This window comes from Agarivorans sp. JK6 (assembly GCF_045277145.1).
Taxonomy (GTDB): domain Bacteria; phylum Pseudomonadota; class Gammaproteobacteria; order Enterobacterales; family Celerinatantimonadaceae; genus Agarivorans; species Agarivorans albus.
On sequence record NZ_CP113525.1, the window covers coordinates 280566 to 300432 of the forward strand.

18 protein-coding genes are annotated in these 19867 nt (G+C 45.2%); 10 read left to right on the forward strand and 8 right to left on the reverse strand.

Going from position 1 to position 19867, the window contains the following annotated elements; genetic code table 11:
• Positions 1-24: 24 nt before the first annotated feature.
• Together arnC and arnB are read right to left on the reverse strand one after the other, a co-directional pair.
• Positions 25-1029 carry an undecaprenyl-phosphate 4-deoxy-4-formamido-L-arabinose transferase gene (gene arnC, locus OV592_RS01285; protein ID WP_016399870.1) on the reverse strand — a complete coding sequence of 335 codons (1005 nt, stop codon included), beginning with the start codon at positions 1027-1029 and terminating at the stop codon, positions 25-27.
• Positions 1019-2194, reverse strand: coding sequence for a UDP-4-amino-4-deoxy-L-arabinose aminotransferase (arnB, locus tag OV592_RS01290; RefSeq protein WP_406610143.1), 1176 nt, complete (start codon positions 2192-2194; stop codon positions 1019-1021). The genes arnC and arnB overlap by 11 nt, the downstream gene beginning before the upstream one ends.
• A 288-nt stretch (positions 2195-2482) precedes the next feature.
• On the opposite strand from arnB, the gene OV592_RS01295 reads away from it, so the two are divergent.
• Positions 2483-2872, forward strand: coding sequence for a hypothetical protein (locus OV592_RS01295; RefSeq protein ID WP_040306589.1), 390 nt, complete (start codon positions 2483-2485; stop codon positions 2870-2872).
• Between the two features lie 64 nt (positions 2873-2936).
• Here the strand turns inward: OV592_RS01295 and glpD are convergent, their stop codons facing one another.
• Complete coding sequence (gene glpD, locus OV592_RS01300) at positions 2937-4469, reverse strand: glycerol-3-phosphate dehydrogenase (RefSeq protein ID WP_406610144.1); 1533 nt, start codon at positions 4467-4469, stop codon at positions 2937-2939.
• Positions 4470-4661: 192 nt separating this feature from the next.
• Here glpD and OV592_RS01305 point away from each other — a divergent pair, with 192 nt between their 5' ends.
• Complete coding sequence (locus tag OV592_RS01305) at positions 4662-5408, forward strand: MBL fold metallo-hydrolase (protein WP_406610145.1); 747 nt, start codon at positions 4662-4664, stop codon at positions 5406-5408.
• Here the strand turns inward: OV592_RS01305 and OV592_RS01310 are convergent.
• Complete coding sequence (locus OV592_RS01310) at positions 5397-6176, reverse strand: DeoR/GlpR family transcriptional regulator (RefSeq protein ID WP_406610146.1); 780 nt, start codon at positions 6174-6176, stop codon at positions 5397-5399. The two genes, OV592_RS01305 and OV592_RS01310, sit on opposite strands and share 12 nt — an antisense overlap.
• Positions 6177-6403: 227 nt before the next feature.
• Between OV592_RS01310 and glpK the strand changes: the two genes are divergently transcribed.
• Together glpK and OV592_RS01320 are read left to right on the forward strand one after the other, a co-directional pair.
• Positions 6404-7918 carry a glycerol kinase GlpK gene (glpK, locus tag OV592_RS01315; protein WP_016399864.1) on the forward strand — a complete coding sequence of 505 codons (1515 nt, stop codon included), beginning with the start codon at positions 6404-6406 and terminating at the stop codon, positions 7916-7918.
• A gap of 180 nt (positions 7919-8098) precedes the next feature.
• Positions 8099-9040: a LysR family transcriptional regulator gene (locus OV592_RS01320; RefSeq protein WP_016399863.1), complete on the forward strand. Its 942-nt coding sequence runs from the start codon at positions 8099-8101 to the stop codon at positions 9038-9040.
• Positions 9041-9057: 17 nt separating this feature from the next.
• On the opposite strand, the gene recG is transcribed toward OV592_RS01320, so the two are convergent.
• On the reverse strand, positions 9058-11139 hold the full coding sequence (gene recG / locus OV592_RS01325; protein ID WP_406610147.1) for an ATP-dependent DNA helicase RecG: 2082 nt from the start codon (positions 11137-11139) through the stop codon (positions 9058-9060).
• A gap of 95 nt (positions 11140-11234) precedes the next feature.
• Here recG and OV592_RS01330 point away from each other — a divergent pair, with 95 nt between their 5' ends.
• Positions 11235-11762, forward strand: coding sequence for a RodZ domain-containing protein (locus OV592_RS01330; RefSeq protein WP_016399861.1), 528 nt, complete (start codon positions 11235-11237; stop codon positions 11760-11762).
• Positions 11763-11884: 122 nt separating this feature from the next.
• Positions 11885-12406 (forward strand): DUF2058 domain-containing protein, encoded by a 522-nt coding sequence (locus OV592_RS01335; protein WP_221075631.1) that lies wholly within the window; start codon positions 11885-11887, stop codon positions 12404-12406.
• Positions 12407-12457: 51 nt separating this feature from the next.
• Here OV592_RS01335 and OV592_RS01340 read toward each other — a convergent pair whose 3' ends face one another.
• From OV592_RS01340 to OV592_RS01350, 3 genes are all read right to left on the reverse strand, one after another.
• On the reverse strand, positions 12458-13372 hold the full coding sequence (locus OV592_RS01340; protein WP_406610148.1) for a hypothetical protein: 915 nt from the start codon (positions 13370-13372) through the stop codon (positions 12458-12460).
• An 838-nt stretch (positions 13373-14210) separates the two neighbouring features.
• Entirely contained in the window at positions 14211-15611 is a 1401-nt protein-coding gene (pntB, locus tag OV592_RS01345) for a Re/Si-specific NAD(P)(+) transhydrogenase subunit beta (RefSeq protein ID WP_406610149.1), read from the reverse strand.
• Positions 15612-15625: 14 nt separating this feature from the next.
• Positions 15626-17185, reverse strand: a complete 1560-nt coding sequence (locus OV592_RS01350; protein ID WP_016399855.1) for a Re/Si-specific NAD(P)(+) transhydrogenase subunit alpha — start codon at positions 17183-17185, stop codon at positions 15626-15628.
• Between the two features lie 412 nt (positions 17186-17597).
• Between OV592_RS01350 and OV592_RS01355 the strand changes: the two genes are divergently transcribed.
• The 4 genes from OV592_RS01355 to OV592_RS01370 all read left to right on the forward strand — a co-directional run bounded on the left by OV592_RS01355 (position 17598) and on the right by OV592_RS01370 (position 19842).
• Positions 17598-18041 carry a hypothetical protein gene (locus OV592_RS01355; protein WP_406610151.1) on the forward strand — a complete coding sequence of 148 codons (444 nt, stop codon included), beginning with the start codon at positions 17598-17600 and terminating at the stop codon, positions 18039-18041.
• Between the two features lie 300 nt (positions 18042-18341).
• Positions 18342-18503, forward strand: a complete 162-nt coding sequence (locus OV592_RS01360) for a hypothetical protein (RefSeq protein WP_016399852.1) — start codon at positions 18342-18344, stop codon at positions 18501-18503.
• A 521-nt stretch (positions 18504-19024) separates the two neighbouring features.
• Complete coding sequence (locus OV592_RS01365) at positions 19025-19150, forward strand: hypothetical protein (protein WP_016399851.1); 126 nt, start codon at positions 19025-19027, stop codon at positions 19148-19150.
• 272 nt (positions 19151-19422) lie between these two features.
• A complete protein-coding gene (locus tag OV592_RS01370) occupies positions 19423-19842 on the forward strand; it encodes an Hsp20/alpha crystallin family protein (RefSeq protein WP_406610152.1) in 420 nt (139 codons plus the stop codon).
• The last annotated feature ends 25 nt before the right edge of the window (positions 19843-19867 follow it).

A 19867-nucleotide genomic window follows, 5' to 3' on the forward strand; every position in this document is an offset into this window, starting at 1 on the left:
TATTCCTTAACTGTAATAGGTAAATTAGTTATCGTTGTTATCAGCGTTAACGTCGTTGTCACGGGCCTGTTTGGTTGCTTCGCCAACCAGCACATCTTGTACGTAGTAGCGTGGCCTTGCCCTTACGTCGGAGTATATTCGGCCAATATATTCGCCTAATAAACCTAGGCCAACAAATTGAGCACCAATAAAGATAAACAATAGAGCAAATAGCGGGAATACCCCGTCAACACCCCATTCCGCGCCATAGATTAGGCGCATGAAAAGTAACACTAAACCAAATAGGCCACCTAGTGCGGCAATTGCACCACCCATGATGCTAAGCATTCTTAATGGGGCAGTAGTCATGCTGGTCAGTAAATCAAACATTAGGTTAATTAAACCCATGATGTTGTATTTTGATTCGCCTTGTTGGCGCTCGCTATGTTCCACATCTATTTCAACGGTGTGGCGAGCAAAGCCATTAGCCAAAATAGGAATAAAGGTACTGCGCTCATGGCACTGCAACATCGCGTCCACTACGTGGCGACGATAAGCTCGTAACATACAGCCGTAGTCATTCATCTCTACGCCCGTGGAGCGTTTTACAATCTTGTTGATCAGCATTGAAGGGTAACGGCGTAAACGGCTGTCTTGGCGATTTTTGCGCACCGTACCAACCGAGTCGTAACCCTCTTCGGCTTTCGCCACCAAATTAGGGATTTCTTCTGGTGGATTTTGTAAATCGGCATCGAGGGTCACAATCAAGTCGCCGCGTACATGTTCAAAGCCGGCCATAATCGCGTTATGCTGGCCATAATTGCGGTTAAGAATAATGCCTACCACATGGCTGCCTTCTTGGGCTGCAGCTGCTTCAATTTGATCTGCGCTGTTATCTTTACTGCCATCGTCAACCAGCAGCAACTCATAGTCTTTACCCATGGTGTCAGCAGCTGCACAAGTGCGAGTGATTAGCTCTTGTAAGCTATCGGCTTCGTTGTAAACCGGTATCACAATGGATACAAAATTGATGTCTTGCTTATGCCTCATGAGAAGGTCCAATATTTTGTTTGATTGCAGTAACTACGCGCTCAACATCACTTAGTTGCATGCCTGGAAACAATGGCAGCGAACAAATGCGTTGGCTGTTAAATTCGGTATTACTTAAATCTGGGTTAATCTCACCAAACCTAGTTTGATAATTCTCTCGATAATACTTTTGACTATGGCAGGCTTTAAAATGAATGCCAGCGCCAATGCCCTGTTGTTTTAACATGCTAATGAGCTGGTCGCGGTCAAAGCCACAAATACTCGGCTCTACTCTCACTATCATTAAGTGCCAGCAATGCTTATGAGTATAGCTGGGCACGCTCATTGGCGTAATGCCCGCTACATCGTTTAGTAACTCTCGATAATGAGCAACTAAGGCTTGGCGCTGAGCTGTGATGCTGGCTAAGCGCTGCATTTGACCTAAACCTAACACGGCACAAATGTCTGGCATGTTGTATTTGTAGCCTGGCTCTATCACTTCAGCTTGCGGCGCTCGCCCCTGAGTTTCTCTATCAAAGGCATCTACGCCTAAGCCATGAAACTTAAGGCGACGAATCCGCTCAGCTAATTCGGCGTCATTAGTGGTAAAAATGCCGCCCTCTGCTGTGGTTACATTTTTTATTGCGTGCAAGGAGAAAATACAGTGACCGGTTTGGCCAATGGGTCGACCTTTATATTCGCAGCCAATAGCATGTGCAGCATCTTCGACCACGGGAATATTGTATTGTTCCGCAAGGGCGTAAATGGCATCTAAATCGAGTGGGGCGCCGGCATAGTGAACCGGAATGATCAGTTTGGTTTTATTGGTGATTTGCGCTTCAATGCGCTCTGCCGTGGTCATTAATGTATCTGCATCAACATCAACAAATACCGGCTTTGCACCCATTAAGGTGATGAGGTTAACCGTTGAAACCCAAGTCATTGAAGGGGTAATCACTTCATCGCCAGGGCCAATGCCTAAAGCTACCAGAGTGAGGTGCAAACCAGCGGTGGCGCTACTTAGCGCTACGGCGTGCTCGGCACCGGTATAGCTTTTTATGGCGTTTTCTAACTCAGCGTTTTTTGGTCCGGTAGTAATCCAACCGGATTTAAGTACCTCAACCACTGCGTCGATTTCTTGTTGTTCAATCGCTGGGCGACTTAGGGGTAAAAATGTTTGTTCCATGACTCTCGGTCAGCATATCTATACCAAAGTGGATGAAGTCTAACCGTGCTGCGGGTTTATTGAAAGGCTCAAACGTCGGTCTTGTGTGTTGATTAGGTAAATATCGGTGTTTTTTGTAAGTGCTTTCTTGAATTAGTCTACTTGTTCCAATTTATGCAACGATGCAAACCATTTTCGCTAGCTAATCAATACTCGCTGTTGTGTAACAATGCCTGCATTAAGGCCTTTAGCCTTACGCAGTTGAATTTGATTCCGCTGCTTAATTCATAAACGTATAGGGTATTAGTGATGAATAAGATTCTAACATTGGTGACTGCTGCAAGCGCTAGCTTGGTACTGGCCTTACCGGCTTCGGCTGGGCAATTAAGCAATGAGCAAAAGCAACTGGCGGTTGATATGGCCAATAGCAGTGCGCGCTGTTTGGCGGCGCATGCTTATATTCATGATAAAGATGAACGACAAGCCTTAGCGCAAATTGTTGCGCACATGCCAGATGAGCAAATAAGTCGGGAATCATCAGCATTTCTAACGGTACTTGGTTACGGTTTGGGTGAGGCATCTATGGGTTTACATGCTGTCGAGCAGGAAAGTGGCAAACAAGAAGCGCTAGCTTTAGCCGAAACGGTTTATCAGAATAACCAGTGCAATATTGACGAAGTGCTAAAAAGTGTAAGTTAAGCGCTTTTGTTTAGACAAGCAAGCCTGAGAGCGGAGCAATCAGGCTTGGTATGGTTAATGCCAACTAGCTTGCTTGAGCGGTGTTTTCTAACGATTCCTGCTGAAGATGCTTGTTATGCAAATAATCTTGCAAACGCTGCTGCTGTTCATCGGTAAATGCTAAACCTTGTTTGGTTCTGCGCCACAAAATGTCTTCTTTTCGGTAGGCCCATTCTTGCTCACACAGGTAGTCGACTTCTAATTGATACAAGTTTCCGCCAAATAGCTCACCTAAGCCCTGCTGCTTAGCATTGTGTATTAATTGTTCGGCTTGGCTACCGTAGTGCATGCACCAGCGGGCTACTAGCCCTGTGGGTAAATCGCTGTTGGCTTGTTGCCGCTTAATATAAGAGTGAATATCTCCGCCAATGGCGCCGCCAGGTAAGAAAGAGGCTTTAGTCCACGCTGGACCTAGATCGTTAATGCGGGGAGCCAACATTTCTAAGGCCGCTTCGGCCAGTTTTCGATAAGTGGTTAACTTGCCGCCAAATACCGATAACAGTGGAGCCCCTTCTACTTCATCACTTAATTCTAAGGTGTAGTCACGAGTAACTGCCGAAGGATCGTTTGACTCATCTTGGCAAAGTGGCCGTACTCCAGAAAAAGTATGAATTACATCACTTGGCGCTATTTGCTTAGTAAAGTGCTGGTTTACTACATCACACAAGTAACTCACTTCTTTGTCGGAAATAGCCACCTCTGAGGGGTTGCCTTGATATTCCACATCGGTAGTGCCAATTAACGAGTATTGCTGCTGATAAGGGATCACAAACACAATGCGTTTATCAGTGTTCTGTAAGATGTAGGATTGCGGCTCGTCGTGAATTTTCGGCACCACTATATGGCTGCCTTTTACTAGGCGAATGGTGCGTGGTGGTGTTTGTTGCATGTTCTCTTCAATGAACTGCTGAACCCAAGGACCAGCTGCGTTAACTAGCGTGTTGCAGCGATACTGTTGTTGCATACCTGTTTGCATGTCTTTTACATCTACCAACCAATGCTTGGCTTCGCGTTTGGCTGCTACTACTTGTTGGCGTGGCGCAATGAACGCGCCGTGTTTAGCTGCTAACAAGGCATTACTAATCACCAGTCGAGCATCATCCACCCAACAATCAGAGTATTCAAAGCCTTTGGTAATATCACTTTTTAGTACATCACTTTGAGCGAAGCTTAGGCCCTTGCAACCAGGAAGTGTGCCGCGTTTAGCTAGGTTGTCGTACAGAAAAAGCCCCATGCGTATCAATACCCAAGGGCGTAGGTGGGGGCGATGTGGCAAACGAAAACGCATCGGCTCAACAAGGTGAGGAGCCATATTTAGCAATACTTCACGCTCTTTAAGGGCTTCGCTCACTAAACGAAACTCATAATGCTCTAAATAACGCAGGCCACCATGGATCAGTTTCGAGCTAGCAGAAGAGGTTGCGCTGGCTAGGTCGTTTTGCTCGAACAAAGCAACGCGTTGCCCTCGGCCAGCAGCATCTGCCGCTATGCCCACGCCGTTGATACCACCACCAATGACTATTAGGTCGAAGTTATGCGGGTCATTTGTTTGTGCCATGTTGAGCGATCCTTTCAATAAAGTTCGTTTTGTTTCGTTATCGAGCATAATAGAGCATTTTGTGATCAAAAAACAATTACCGATGTAAAAAAAATGTGCAAAACGCGCTTTTTAGCTTGTCGGCTAGATTTGTCTGCGTGGAGTATTTGCTCTAAACTGTTACATCTTGTTAACAATTGTTTGCGGTAAGCTATGAAGATCCATCAGTTGGAAGGCTATATTCAGAATATTTTTTTGATTGAGTATCCGAACAAATTGCTCTTGCTGGATGGCTGTTGCCGCGCTGATGTTGAAATGCTTAAGCGTTTTATCTGTGAACAGTTAGCACGACCACTCAGCCAACTAGAACTGGTGATGGTAACCCATATGCATCCAGATCATGCCGGCGGTGCCAGTTATTTGCAGCGTCGCTACCAGCTTTCTATTGCAGGTGCAGAGCACCCCGGCGAGTGGTATCAAGGTATTGCTGGAAGGTGTAATCACTTAATGGATTTAGCCTTGGCTCATTATGTGGCTAGGCGTCATCAGCGCGCTAAAGCTAACTTATGGTATTCGCCAACACTCAAGTTTACGCATCGACTAAAAGACGGCCAAACCCTACCAGGCTTTGAAGACTGGCAAGTGTTGTTCACTCCGGGCCATACCGACCGTGACTTATCGCTTTATCACTCAGCGACTAAGACCTTGTATGTGGCCGACTGTATATTGCGGGTTAAAGGAAAGCTGATTTGTCCCTTTCCGATCAGCAGTCCTCGTCAATATCGAAGCTCAATTGAAAGGTTTAGCCAGCTACAAGTTGATAATTACTTATTGGCTCATGGCGAGGGCGGCAAGATTAGCCAAGCAGAACTCCAACAGTTGCAGCAACTATGCCCCGAACAGGCTACCAGCTATAAAGGTTTTCTTGGTGAACTGCTGCGCAAGCGCTTAACTGCTTAACTGAGTAGGGCAAAGTGTTAACTGTACATCTTGTTGTTTAAGGATTTCGCTGATGTCTTGTGGCACAGGCCGGTCGGTATATAATTGGTCAATTTGCGCGATATTGCCAATGTTAATCATCGCATTACGGCCAAACTTACTGTGGTCTGCGGCAAGAATAACGTTGCGAGAACTGGCAATAATGGCCTGAGTCACCCTTACTTCATGGTAATCAAAATCTAGTAGCGAACCATCTAAATCAATGCCGCTAACCGTAACTACCCCATAATCTAAGCGAAATTGTTTTATGAAGTCGATGGTGGCTTCACCCACTATGCCGCCATCTTTATTACGCAACGCGCCGCCGGCCATAATCACATTAAAGTCGTCTTTAACCATTAGTAGTGATGCAACATGAATATTGTTGGTGATAATGCGTAAATCGCGGTGTTCCAATAAGGCTCTTGCAATCGTTTCAGCGGTGGTACCAATATCTAAAAACAGCGATGCGCCATTAGGAATTTGCTCGGCAATTTTCTGAGCAATGCTTTCTTTTTCAAGATGTTGTTTGATCTTTCGACTGGAATAAGAGTCGTTCACTACGCTACTTGATAGTAACGAAGCGCCACCATGGTGGCGGTGAATCAGCTTCTGTTCGGCCAATACATTAAGGTCGCGGCGAATGGTTTGCGGGCTTACATTAAGTGATTCTACTAATTCTTCGGTAGCCACAAAGCCTTGGGTTTTTATCACCTGCAAGATTTGTTGATGGCGTTGAGTCTGCTTCACAACTGGGTTTCTCTTATTGGTATACATTTTATAGCGCAGTCATAAGTCTACTTAAAATGCAGTTTTTGTCACGGTTAACAAAGCGATACCGCAAAGTGCATCGCAGCTTTCTAGAGAAATTGCTGAAATGAAATTAAAGTTTTGTCACGCTTTGGTTAAAAAAATGTTCTAAAATGTTCGTTTTCGAGCATAATAGACATAAATGCTAATCTGGAACCGTAATATCAATGGACACCGCACGATATATAGTTGCCCTTGATCAGGGCACAACAAGCTCAAGAGCGATTATTTTTAACCAAGACTCTGAAATTGTTGGCAGCGTACAACGCGAATTTAGCCAGTTTTTCCCAAAATCAGGTTGGGTAGAGCATAATCCCATGGAGATATGGGCTAGCCAAAGTGCATCTTTAACCGAGGTTTTGGCAAAAACCGGTATCCGTAGTGATCAAATTGCTGCGATTGGCATTACCAACCAGCGAGAAACTACCATTGTTTGGGACAAAAACACCGGCCAACCTATTTATAATGCCATTGTCTGGCAATGTCGCCGCACCACCAAATTATGTGAAGAGCTAAAAGAGCAAGGCTGGGAAGAGTATATTCAAGATACTACAGGGCTAATCTTAGATGCCTACTTTTCTGGCTCAAAGCTAAAGTGGATTTTAGATAATGTAGAAGGTGCTCGCGAAAAAGCCGAAGCGGGTGACTTGCTGTTTGGCACGGTTGATAGCTGGTTAGTTTGGAAGCTAACTAACGGGCGAGTGCATGTTACCGACTATACCAATGCCTCTCGCACCATGATGTTTAACATTCATACCTTGCAATGGGATGACAAGTTGTTAGATATGCTGGGTGTGCCTAAACAAATGCTGCCAGAGGTGAAAGCCTGTTCGGAAATCTACGGCCAAACCAATATTGGCGGTAAAGGTGGAACGCGTATTCCTATCGCCGGTATCGCTGGTGACCAACAAGCGGCGCTATTTGGTCAGCAGTGTTATCGCAAAGGCATGGCAAAAAACACCTACGGCACTGGCTGCTTTTTATTGATGAATACTGGCGAAGTACCGGTTAAATCAACCCATGGTTTGCTCACCACTATCGCTTTTTCTTTAGATGGCAAGGTTAATTACGCCCTAGAAGGTAGTGTATTTATGGGCGGTGCTACCATTCAATGGTTGCGCGACGAGATGGGTTTAATTCGCGATGCCTCCGATACCCAATATTTTGCCTCTAAGGTAGACGATACCAACGGGGTATACTTAGTGCCTGCTTTTGTGGGTTTAGGTGCTCCCTACTGGGACCCTTATGCACGCGGTACCATTGTAGGGTTAACCCGAGGCGCTAACCGTAACCACATTATTCGGGCTGCACTTGAATCGATTGCTTATCAAAGCCGAGACTTATTAGAAGCTATGCAAGCCGATGCTGGGATTTCGCTAAAACAATTGCGAGTAGACGGCGGCGCAGTAGCCAATGATTTCTTGTTACAGTTTCAGGCTGATGCGCTGGGCACTGAAGTAGTACGCCCTTCGCTGATCGAGTCTACCGCCTTAGGCGCTGCTTACTTAGCTGGCTTGGCGGTGGGTTACTGGGATAGCGTAGAAAGCTTGGCCGAGAGCAATACTCCAGATCGTTGCTTCTCTCCTGATGGCGATGAGGCGAAACGAGAACGTTTATACAAAGGTTGGAAGCGGGCGGTTGATTGCAGCCGAGGTTGGTACGACAAAGACCTAGATGACTAACCAGTTATAGAGTTTATATTCGTAAAAGCCGCTAAGCAGTAGCGGCTTTTTTGTGCCTGCCGCCACAGTTTATGTGTTGATTCTCAGTAAATGCCTAGCTTCTTCGAAAAATGATGAGCTTAGCGCGATTCATTGCTAATGTTTAAGGGGTTTACTGGAGAATAATGCTGGAGGAAGTAGGTGACCAATAGTTCCTTTGAGACGCTAGATTTAAATCTACTAAAAGTGTTTGTGGTGTTGGCGCAAGAGCTTAATACTCGCCGCACAGCCGAACGTATGAATGTTAGTCAGCCAGCGATTAGTCGCAGCTTGCAAAAACTGCGCGAGCATTTTGCAGATGAGCTTTTTGTACGTGCTCAACATGGGCTTATTGCCACCCCAAAAGCCGAACAGCTATCGCTTAGCTTGCCAAGCATCTTAGCCGAGCTTGCCAACGTTGTTGACCACCATAATGACTTTGACCCAGCTAAGTTAGAAGGCGTACTAAAAGTTGCTATGCACCCAATGTTATTAGCGTCGGTCGCTAAGCGTTTGTTTGTGGCATTGCAGCAGCATGCGCCGGATCTTCGCCTGCAAGTGGCTACTTGGGGAGCCGATACTTGTGAGTTGATTCAGCGTGGGCAAATTGATTTTGGTTTGTGTTTATTGCCAGTTGAAGGCTCGAAAGAGCTAGTGCAACGACGTTTATGGCGCCAGCCTATTTATGTTTATGCGCGCGATGCTCATCCAATCGGTGACGACATTGTCACCCCGCAAGATTTTGAAAGCTACGCAACTGCGCTCATTCATGTTCCGGGTTGGAGCGCGGCGCGCACCGAAGCAGAAAAGTTTTTGGCAGCTCATGGCGTAGAGGTGACTATTGGTTTTCGTTCTGAACTGCCGGGATCGATTATGGATGTATTGCGGGTGAGTGATTTAGTTTACCCCAGCGTGACCTATTACCCGCCAGAAGATATTCCTGGCATTAGGCAGTTGCAGCTAAGTGAAGAGTTTAAAGGTTTGGCATTGAAGTATGATACCGGTTATGTGTTCCACTACAGAAATCGGCAAAATCCTTTGTACCTATGGTTACAGGAGATTTTGGTGGAAAAATGCCGCGATGAGATCTTTAGCATCAACTAACAGAGTTTCTCGCGCTGCTAAGCTTGAGCGAATTGTTCGCGGCCGGCTAACCAACGGTCAATTAAAGGTTCAATAGCAACCGGTGTTTGCTGAAGAAGTTGTTTAGCCAGGCGCTGCGCTTCACCTATTATTGCTTGGTCTCGTACTAAGTCGGCAATTTTAAATTCTGCTAAACCGGTTTGCTTGGTGCCAAGTAGTTCGCCGGGGCCTCTAATTTCCATGTCGCGTTGGGCAATTACAAAACCGTCGGTGCTGTCGCGTAATACACTTAAACGTGAACTGGCGGTTTTAGATAAGGGGCTGTGGTACATCAATACGCAGTGGCTTTCCACTTGGCCACGACCGACCCTGCCACGTAGCTGGTGGAGCTGCGCTAAACCTAAACGTTCGGGGTTTTCTATAATCATTAAACTGGAGTTAGGTACATCTACACCCACCTCGATTACGGTGGTAGCCACCAGTAAATCAAGTTGATGGTTTTTAAACTGCTCCATTACCCACTGTTTTTCTTGCGGTTTCATGCGGCCATGCACTAAACCAATGCGTAAATCGGGTAATTGCTTTTGTAAAGTATCGGCGGTGTCTTCGGCTGCTTGGCACTGCAGAACTTCTGATTCTTCAATTAAGGTACAAACCCAATAAGCTTGGCGCCCGTCATTGTGACAAGCCTGATACACCCGTTCGATCACTTGCTCACGACGAGTATCGGGCAGGGCCACGGTTTTAATTGGGGTTCTGCCCGGTGGCAGCTCATCAATAATCGACAGCTCTAAATCGGCATAGGCCGTCATCGCCAAGGTGCGAGGGATAGGGGTAGCCGTCATAATTAACTGATGGGGTAAAGTAGAGCTGCCATCTACAGCGGCGCCTTTCTCCCGCAAGGCCATACGTTGGTGCACCCCAAAGCGGTGTTGTTCGTCGATAATCACTAAGGCGAGTTTGGCAAACTGCACTTGCTCTTGGAAAATGGCATGAGTGCCCACTACCATTTGCGCTTCGCCGCTGGCTATGCGCTCCATAGCCTCGTTGCGAGCTTTGCCTTTTTGTTTGCCAGCAAGCCAATCAACTTTAATACCCAGGGGCTCGAACCATTTGGCAAAGTTAAGCGCATGCTGCTCGGCCAATATTTCGGTGGGAGCCATCAGTGCCACTTGATAACCATTAGCTAAGGCCTGCAAAGCCGCCATTGCTGCTACTAAGGTTTTGCCACTGCCTACATCGCCTTGTACCAAACGCATCATGGCATGTGGCTGCTGAGTATCGCTTTTAATTTCGGCCACCACCCGTTGTTGGGCATTGGTTGGTTTAAAGGGGAGCTGGGCTAAAAATTGCTGTTCTAAGTCACTGGCAAGCGGTAAAGCAATGGCCGCTTGGTGCTGTTGCTCTTGGCGTAGCTTTAACATGCTGAGCTGGTGGGCGGCTAATTCCTCTAATACCAAACGCTGCTGGGCAGGGTGTCGGCCTTCTTCTAATAGGCTGAGCTCGGTATCTGGATCGGGGCGATGCAGCTGCATTAAGGCTTGGTTAAGATCTAAACCATGGGGGCGTAATGCAGGCGGCAGCCAATCTACCAAGGGGTATTGCTCTAGTAACTTAAAAGCTTGCTCGCTGAGTTTACGCAAATTGAGCTGCTTTAAGCCCTCGGTAGTGGGATAAACCGGGGTAAGCTTTTCATCCATTAACGGTGCACTAGGATCGGCAACAATGCTGTATTCCGGGTGGATCATTTCCCAACCATGCTTACCGCGCTTAGCTTCGCCAAAGCAACGCATCCACTTACCCTGTTGCATGGCAGCCTTTTGGCCGTTATTAAAGTTGAAAAAGCGCAGGGTAATACTGCCGCTGCCATCGCTGATGCGACACGTTAGCATACGGCGACGGGCGTGAATGGTTTCCACCTTGGTAATTTCGCCATGCACCGAAACATGCGCGCCGTGCAGTAAGTCGTTAATTGGCCATACGCGAGTGCGGTCTTCATAACGCAGGGGGAGGTGCAGCAGCAAGTCGCCAACATTTCGAATATGTAGGCGTAGGAGTTTTTCGGCAAGTTTGTCACCCACTCCTTTAAGTGCGGTGATGGGCAGGCTGCTTAATTCCACTTAAACCACTGTAAATATGATCATGTACCAAGAGTATATATGAATTTTTCAGCTATTATTACTAATCAAGGGTTTAACTGTGGTTGGGGCGAGAAATGCTAAGGTTTCTTTGTAATATAGGTTTGGCTTTGCTGTTAGCGATTGGCGTTATCGAAGCCTGTATGGCGGAACAGGCCGCTCGCCCAGCGCAGCTACACAAACCCGAGCAACCCATAGAGCGCCCAATTCCTAGCCATCCTATTGAACGCCCAATTCGACCTATTTACCCAATTCGTCCACCTGCTCAGTTACCCCATCGTTGGCAAGGTGCTAGAACCTACTATTGGGTCGCTCCTAGCGATTTGTGGCAACCAGAAGCCTTAAAGCCAGAGCAAGTTATAGAGCTAGAAATTGAAGCCGACGACCGAGCCGAATTACTGCTTATTGATGGCCGCGATAAAGTGGTATTTGATGGCTGGTTAGGCATGGGTGATCTGCGCACTTGGCAGGTAATGCACCCAGCATCCTTGTACTTTTCTCAAATCGAGGGTTTTAGCTTAAAACTTAATGGCAGCGAGATTGATTTGTCGGGCTATCCGCAAGATCAACCCTTGTCGTTAACCCTAGCGCCACAAGCAGAGTAGGCCAGGTTAACTTGTTCGCTATAGGTTCAAATTTGTAGCCGCTTCACGTATTATCTAGGCCTTTAGTGGCCGTAGTGCTGCATTATAAATCCACCCATCGAATTCAAAGGTATAGATTTGCTATGGCCAAGTTATCGCTGCAAGAGCAGATGCTTAAAGCTGGTTTAGTTGACAAGAAAAAAGCCAAAAAAGTAGGCAAAACCAATAAAAAATCACGCACCTTGGCCAAGGAAGTAAAAGCAGCTGCCGAGCAAGCTAAGCTTGACCAACAACAACGTGACGCCGAGTTAGCTCAGCAACAAAATGCTGAGAAAGCCAAAAAAGCCGTTGCCGCTCAAATCAAGCAATTGATTGAGATGAACATGTTAGACAGAAAGCGTGGCGAAGAAGCTTACAACTTCACCCATGAAGGCCTAATTAAAAAGATTTATGTTACCGAAGAACTGCGCAAGCAGCTTAGTAACGGCCGCTTAGCCATTGTTACTCTGGGCGAAGCTTATGAAGTCGTCCCTACGATTGTGGCGGAAAAGATCGCTCAACGTGATGAAAGCGTAGTAGTGCTAATTAACGACCCAAGCCAAGATGTGATTGATGAAGATGACCCGTATGCTGATTATCAAATCCCAGATGATTTGATGTGGTAATGGGATGTTAGTTTTAGAAGAAGCCGCTATTAAGCGGCTTTTTTGTGTTTGCTAATACCATATTTGCTCATAATCATTTTTTTCCGCCGGATAATCAGCTTGATGAAATTTGTCTGTCTCCTGCTTACTTAATGGTTTGTATTTAAATGCTTCAATTCTTTCCTTTACTGAAACAGGAATCTCAAGCTTAAAAAATCCTCCAAATTCATCGCATATATCTTCAGAGAGCACTTTTTTAGCATGTTTTCCTAGGTTATCCATAAGGTCTATGATTTGAATTAGGTACTCTTCAGTGCTTCCAGCTATGGTTTCTGACAGATGCAAAAACTTTGTAAACTCAGCGTAACTTATATTGGCTTTTTTGAAGTTAGCACTAGTCGCATTGCTTACCCCTGCCCCCTGGTAATTAGTATCCATAACGGGCATGAATGTTTTTAGTAGTAGCTCATTTCGCCTTGTAATTGCTGCCATCAATGTATGATATTGATTATCTAGACCTGAGATATAAGGAACGTTAAAACAGTCTAACTCTTGGTTTCTTTGCGCTTCACTTTTATTCCGGCCTTTAATGAAAAAAGCTAATTGTGAGAAGTCTATTAAGTCTTGAGCCGGAACTGTTATTAAGTGAGGAATACGTAACCCTCTTAAATACCAGTCAATTTTAACTAACTCTGAAGTCGTTTGGTGGATTGTTTCGAGTGAGTGATATCTTTGATGCAGCTGATATAACAGTGTCGCATAAGATTGATACTGCTCACGAGCTAGCTTTCTCTGTTCGTTGATATCTAGGTGGTGTATCGCAACCATACCAGCTAAAAGAGCAATGAATAGTGTTCCTGTGAGAGTTGTTAGAGTTCTAGCTATTTCTAGTGGTAGGTGTCCAAATAAAACCCCAAGTATTAGGCTCCAAACGAAGAAAGTACCGAACCATAAACGAAAGTTTTTATATAGAAAGCTCTGTTTCACTTTGGGTTATAGCTCTATTTTTTATGAGTCCTTTGTTAATACTACCATTTGCAAAGGTATGATTGTTTTGATCAGTGCACTTTCTATTTAATTCGTCTTTAATGCTCACTGTAAGCTCAGTTGAGTATTTCTATTCCTCAAATGTTGTTCGTTTAAGTTTCGCCTTGACGGCGATGTACTTTTCTTTGCTCTGCCAAAGAAAAGTACACAAAAGAAAGGCAGCCCGCATCTCCTTAAATCCTCCGTTGCTCGTTAACAAGGGCACCTTCGGAAACTCGCTACGCTCAAACAGTCCTCGGTTTAATCCCTTGTTTACTTCGCTACTCGGCGGAGATGATGGTTCTGAAGAGCAAAGAGCAAAGAGCAAAGAGCAAAGAGCAAAGAGCAAAGAGCAAAGAGCAAAGAGCAAAGAGCAAAGAGCAAAGAGCAAAGAGTGGGAGTGTTAAGTTTTTTCTGTTTATCTAGCTAGCTGGGCTCTTGATCTTCCTTCCCCCTCATCATCGCCGAGTAGCGCAAGCGAGGGGCGGGTAAAGGCAAAACTTGTTTGAGCGAAGCGAGTTGTTTTGACGCCGCAGTGAGTGAGCAACGCAGGAAGAAGATGATGCTGGGGCAGCCTTTCTTTTTCCTTAGTTTTTCTTTGGCTGTTCAAAGAAAAAGGAAGTCGCCGTCAGGGCGAAATCCGTAAGTGAAGCGAACACCAACGTTAATTGTTTAAGATAAACTATTAGCGTCAAAATACCGAAATGTAGAGTAAGGTATTTTGATTAACAAAAGTAGCTTTCAAGAAGAACAAAAAAGCCGCTCAATGAGCGGCTTTCATATTTAACAAGCTATCTGCTTAGATATGAGAAAGGATCTTCTGAACCGTTTCTTTAGCATCACCGAACAACATGTCTGTATTCTCTTTAAAGAACAATGGGTTTTGAACACCGGCATAACCAGTGGCCATTGAACGTTTAAATACTACTACCTTCTTCGCATCCCATACTTCAAGTACTGGCATACCAGCAATTGGGCTGCCTGGCTCTTTAGCTGCAGGGTTAACCGTGTCGTTAGCACCAATTACTAATACTACGTCGGTAGAGGCGAAGTCTTCGTTAATTTCGTCCATTTCCATTACGATGTCGTAAGGTACTTTGGCTTCGGCTAACAATACGTTCATGTGGCCTGGTAAGCGACCTGCTACTGGGTGAATAGCAAAACGTACGTTCACGCCTTTATCACGCAGCTTTTTGGTAATTTCGGCTACTGGGTACTGGGCTTGCGCAACCGCCATGCCGTAACCAGGGGCGATAATTACTTCGTTAGCATCTTTTAGCATCTCGGCAACTTCTTCAGCCTGTACTTCGGTATGTTCACCTTGGTCTGCATCGCTGGCTACTACCGTGCCACCTTCGCTACCAAAACCACCTAAGATTACGCTGATGAACGAGCGGTTCATTGCTTTACACATGATGTAAGACAGAATCGCACCCGAGCTACCTACTAGTGCACCGGTTACAATTAGCAAGTCGTTGCCTAGCATGAAACCTGCCGCTGCTGCAGCCCAACCAGAGTATGAGTTAAGCATAGATACAACTACTGGCATATCGGCGCCGCCGATTGCAGATACTAGGTTGTAACCAAATACAAAAGCGATAAATGTCATGATAACCAGTGGCCACATAGAGCCGCTGTCCATGAATACACTGCCTAGGTAGATTGATACTACAATCATGCCTAAGTTTAACCAGTGAGCGCCTGGTAGGGCTTTAGGGGCACTGCTAATAAGGCCGCGAAGTTTACCAAAGGCGACTACTGAACCGGTGAAGGTTACTGCACCAATAAAGATACCTAGGAATACTTCTACGTCGTGAATAGATTTTGCTACTGGGTCAATTAAGCCAGTAACTGAATCAATTAACGAGCCGTGGTCGATAGCACTTGAGAAACCAACCAATACTGCTGCCATACCTACAAAACTGTGCAAAATAGCAACCAGCTCTGGCATTTCGGTCATTTCAACTTTAAGTGCTAAACGGATACCAATAGCGGCACCAATACCCATGGCTAGGGTAATAATCCAGCTACCGCCGGTTACTTGGGTGCTAGCTAATGTGGCGAGTACGGCGATAACCATACCGATGATGCCAAAGATGTTACCGCGCTGAGCGGTTTCTTGTTTACTTAGGCCGGCTAGGCTGAAGATAAACAATAGGGCAGCGATTAAATACGCTGCAGAAACTATACCTTGAGACATGTGACTATTTCTCCTTAGTCGTCTTTACGGAACATTTTCAGCATCCGCTGAGTCACAGTAAAACCACCGGCGATATTAATGGTGGCGATAAGCACGGCGATCCCCGAGAGCAGTAGTACTACCCAGGAGGTGTCGGCTTTCATCTGCACTAAGGCGCCCACAATAATAATGCCGCTAATGGCGTTGGTTACACTCATTAATGGAGTGTGCAAGGCATGTGTTACGTTCCAAACTACGTAGTAACCCACTACACAAGCCAGCAAGAACACAGTGAAGTGTTGTACAAAGTCTGCTGGTGCTGCGTCGGCTACCCAAGCAAAAGCGGCTGCACCGGCTGCTGCTAGCACAGGTTTTAGCCAAGGCTTGCTTGGTTTTTCTTCTTCCACTGGAGCCGGCTCTGCAGCAGGTGCTTCGGCTTGAGGCTGAGCACTTACTTGAATTGCTGGTGGTGGGAAAGTGATTTCGCCATCTTTAACCGAGGCTACGCCACGTAAAACTTCGTCTTCGAAGTCGATGTTGATTTCGCCATTTTTCTCTGGGCTAAGTAACTTAAGTAGGTTTACTAAGTTGGTGCCGTAAAGTTGGCTAGCTTGAGCAGGTAAACGGCGAGAAATATCGGTTAAGCCGACAATGGTTACATCGTGCTTAACGGCAATTTCACCAGGCTCGGTTAACTCACAGTTACCGCCAGTGGCTGCTGCTAAATCAACAATTACGCTACCTGGCTTCATTAATTCAACCATGTCGGCCAAAATCAGCTTAGGTGCTGGGCGGCCTGGAATTAATGCGGTGGTAATAATGATGTCTACATCTTTGGCTTGTTCGCGGAACAAGGCCATTTCGGCTTCAATAAAGGCTGCGCTCATTTCTTTTGCGTAGCCGTCACCGCTGCCAGTATCTTCTTCTTCGTAATCAAGCTCTAGGAACTCGGCGCCCATAGAGTTAATTTGCTCTTTTACTTCTGGGCGAGTATCAAAGGCGCGAACAATAGCGCCCAAGCTACCAGCGGTACCAATGGCAGCCAAACCGGCTACACCTGCACCAATTACCAATACTTTAGCAGGTGGTACTTTACCCGCAGCAGTAATTTGACCGGTAAAGAAGCGGCCGAAGTGGTTAGCTGCTTCTACCACTGCGCGGTAGCCGTCTACGTTGGCTAGCGAGCTACGTGCGTCTAAAGATTGAGCGCGAGAAATCCGCGGCACCATGTCCATGGCTAATAAGTTAACCTTGGCTGCTTTAAATTTTTCAAGCAATTCTGGATTTTGTGCAGGCCATGCAAAACTGGCTACCGTTGCGCCTTCCTTTATAAGAGAAAGTTCGTCGGTGGTGTTGTCGCTTCCGTCTAGTGGAGCGTTAACCTTAAAGATGAGGTCAGCTTGAAATGCTTGCTCTTTGCTTACAATTTCTGCGCCTGCTTCGCTATAAGCATCATCATTAAAGCTGGCTGCTGTTCCTGCACCGCTTTCCACTGCCACAGAGAAGCCTAGTTTAAGCAACTGCTCTACGGTTTTTGGGGTGGCGGCTACCCGGCTCTCCTGGTCGAAGATCTCCTTAGGTATTCCGATTTGCATAGTGTGTTCCTGCTAATGGTTGTTATGTTGAGTTGCTGTGTTGGCAACACGTCGCTGCATATTAAATGTTTGTTAGCTACTGCATGTTAGCTAATTTTTCGCATTTGGTGTGTATGAAAGAAAACTACGGCCTAACAGTCAAGTAACTTCGCACAAAAGTATCGCTTATTTCCATTGGTCAAACCAATTTGTAAAGTTTATCGGTGTGATAGGTTATGCCTAGGTTGAATAAAGTTAGCAGAATGTAACGCGCACCTGTGTAAAAGCTTAGTAGTGGCATGGAAATAGCAAGAACCCATTGCGTCTACTACTCTTTAATAAAAGCACCTTACCAAGCTTGGCAAGGTGCGAGATGTAAACCAAACCATAAGAGGAAGTAGTTAACTAAACTAACGGTGCGTTGGAGGTTGTTATGGGTATTGCATTATCGTTAATGATTGCAGTATTGGTGTGGGCAAACATGGTTCAGGCAAAGCCTAAACTGGCGCTCGACTTTAGTGTTGAAAACGAGCTCGAACAACCTCAAGCTGCTAGTGATTTATTTAATGATATTAATTGGTTACAAGAGCAACATTTTAGTGCTCGCAGCGCTAGCAGTAATCAGCTTCCTACTAATACCACAGAGCAATCTGAGTTTTTACGTTACCAGCAAGTGCCGCAATGGCGTGCTAATTGGCGTGGTGGCGTGCGCTGGCAAGCGCAAAATAATTTGTTGTTTCGTGCCAAAGGTAACCGTTTGTCGGGCCACTTAACCTTGTCGAACAAAACGCTGTGTGCAATTTGCAAAACGCAAATTGACACCACAGTATGGAAAGATGGCCACGTACAACTGCAACTTAAATCTTACTTTGAATAACCCAGCGCTGAGTAGAGGATGCCAATAAGCTCTTGTTTATTGGTGATTGATACTCTGGTTTATTCCACCGTTGCCCGTGTTACAGCGCTGCTTTCACAGTAACTACCATCAGCGCCACAAAATATCTAATATGCTTATCTACTTTATTCGCTAAAGGTTTTTGCATTACCGAATTACGTTTTTATTTTGCTATTTCTTGCCCTAGTTAACATCTCAGTGAAATCGCTCTAAATTACCTATTTTGCAGTAGCTTGGCGGGAATTTCTCAGGATATAATCTAATAAAAAAGAGGAGACTATCTTGGGCTATTTGTTGTTGGCCTTAATGCTTGTATTAGTTTTACCCGCAGTAAGCTTTTTTCTCGGTTATATCCACCTTTATCTAGAATATGGCGTGGTGGTGTCGGCAACCATTATTGCATTATGGCTTTTCTTCGATTTCGTAAAAATCAAAAAGCGCTAAGCCTAGCCTGTGAGCGGCCTGCGCTCTAGTTTTGCAACTGTCTTTTATGTCATTAGTTACTATTTTGAATAATTATTCACTAGGCTTTATTTGAATGATAGCTCGGTGTAAGTAACTGATTCATCTATTGTTATTTTCTCGGCTTAACCCGAATATAGCCAAACAGATATAAAACACATTTTCTACATGCCAAAAAGCTATAAGTAATATTTTCTTATATTTTGCCTTATTTTTAAGTTGTTGTTTTTTATGGATATTATTTTTGGTGAATTTGGCTTGCATCCCCAAAGTGGTAAATTAGTACTTCACATTTCTAGCAAAAGCCTATAGATTACCTCCCGCAAGACTGAGCTAGATCAAGAAATGTTTGGCTAAATGGAATTTTTACTGATTATTTCTTGTGCAATTTTTATTCACTAGCTAGCCTTACTTACGCAAGTGGCAATAAGCAAAATATAACGAGAAATTAAACATAACATTTAACTTTTTCACCCTTGCAACAACTTAGGAGATTTATCTAAATGGAACAAGACCAACAACAAACGATGCGTTGTTTTGCAACTGGTAAAGGTTTTTTTGTGCGCCTTCCAATCAGTGAAGATATTGAAGCAAAAGAATGCGAATCAGATGTTGAAGCGGCCGAGTAAACTACCCCGTAGTTGCCTTTTTAACTCGTGACTCGAACTAACGCTTGTTACATCCTAAACCGCTAGCTTTGGCTAGCGGTTTTTTTATGCCCGTCTCCTACCGCATAATTTGTACCTTTTCTTAGCCTCAAAATAATAGTTATCGATGAGTTTGCTTTAGGTCAAACTCGCTGGTTATTTTGGCCTCAACTTCCTGTTAGGCCAGTTTGTCTCTACTAAAATTAAATTGAGTAAGCTGTTGTTTAGTGTTGGTTCTAACTAAGGAGCTTATTATGAACATGTTACCTAGAGATCATTGGTTTGGAGAAGACCATTTATGGGAGCAGCTTTTTAGCCCACAGTTTGCCATGCGTGATGATGGGTTTTTCCAACCGCGTGTCGATATCATCGACAAAGAAGATAGCTACCTATTTGTTGCCGAGTTGCCTGGTGTGGCTAAGGAAGATATTGGTGTGCAGTTGCACGATGGTGTGTTGAGCATTCAAGCCAAAATTGAGCAGCAACATCAACAGCAGGGTGACAGTGTACTGCGTAAAGAACGCCGTAGTGGCTTTTTCCGCAGAAACATTAATGTTGGTAAAGCAATTCAAGCTGAGGATATTAGTGCTGAATTAGTCAACGGCCTGTTAATGCTTAAAGCGCCCAAAGCTGTTGCTAAGGTGAGTGAAAAGCAGCAAATAGAAATTAGTTAAGCGGAGTACCGCCCTGGCTGATTAA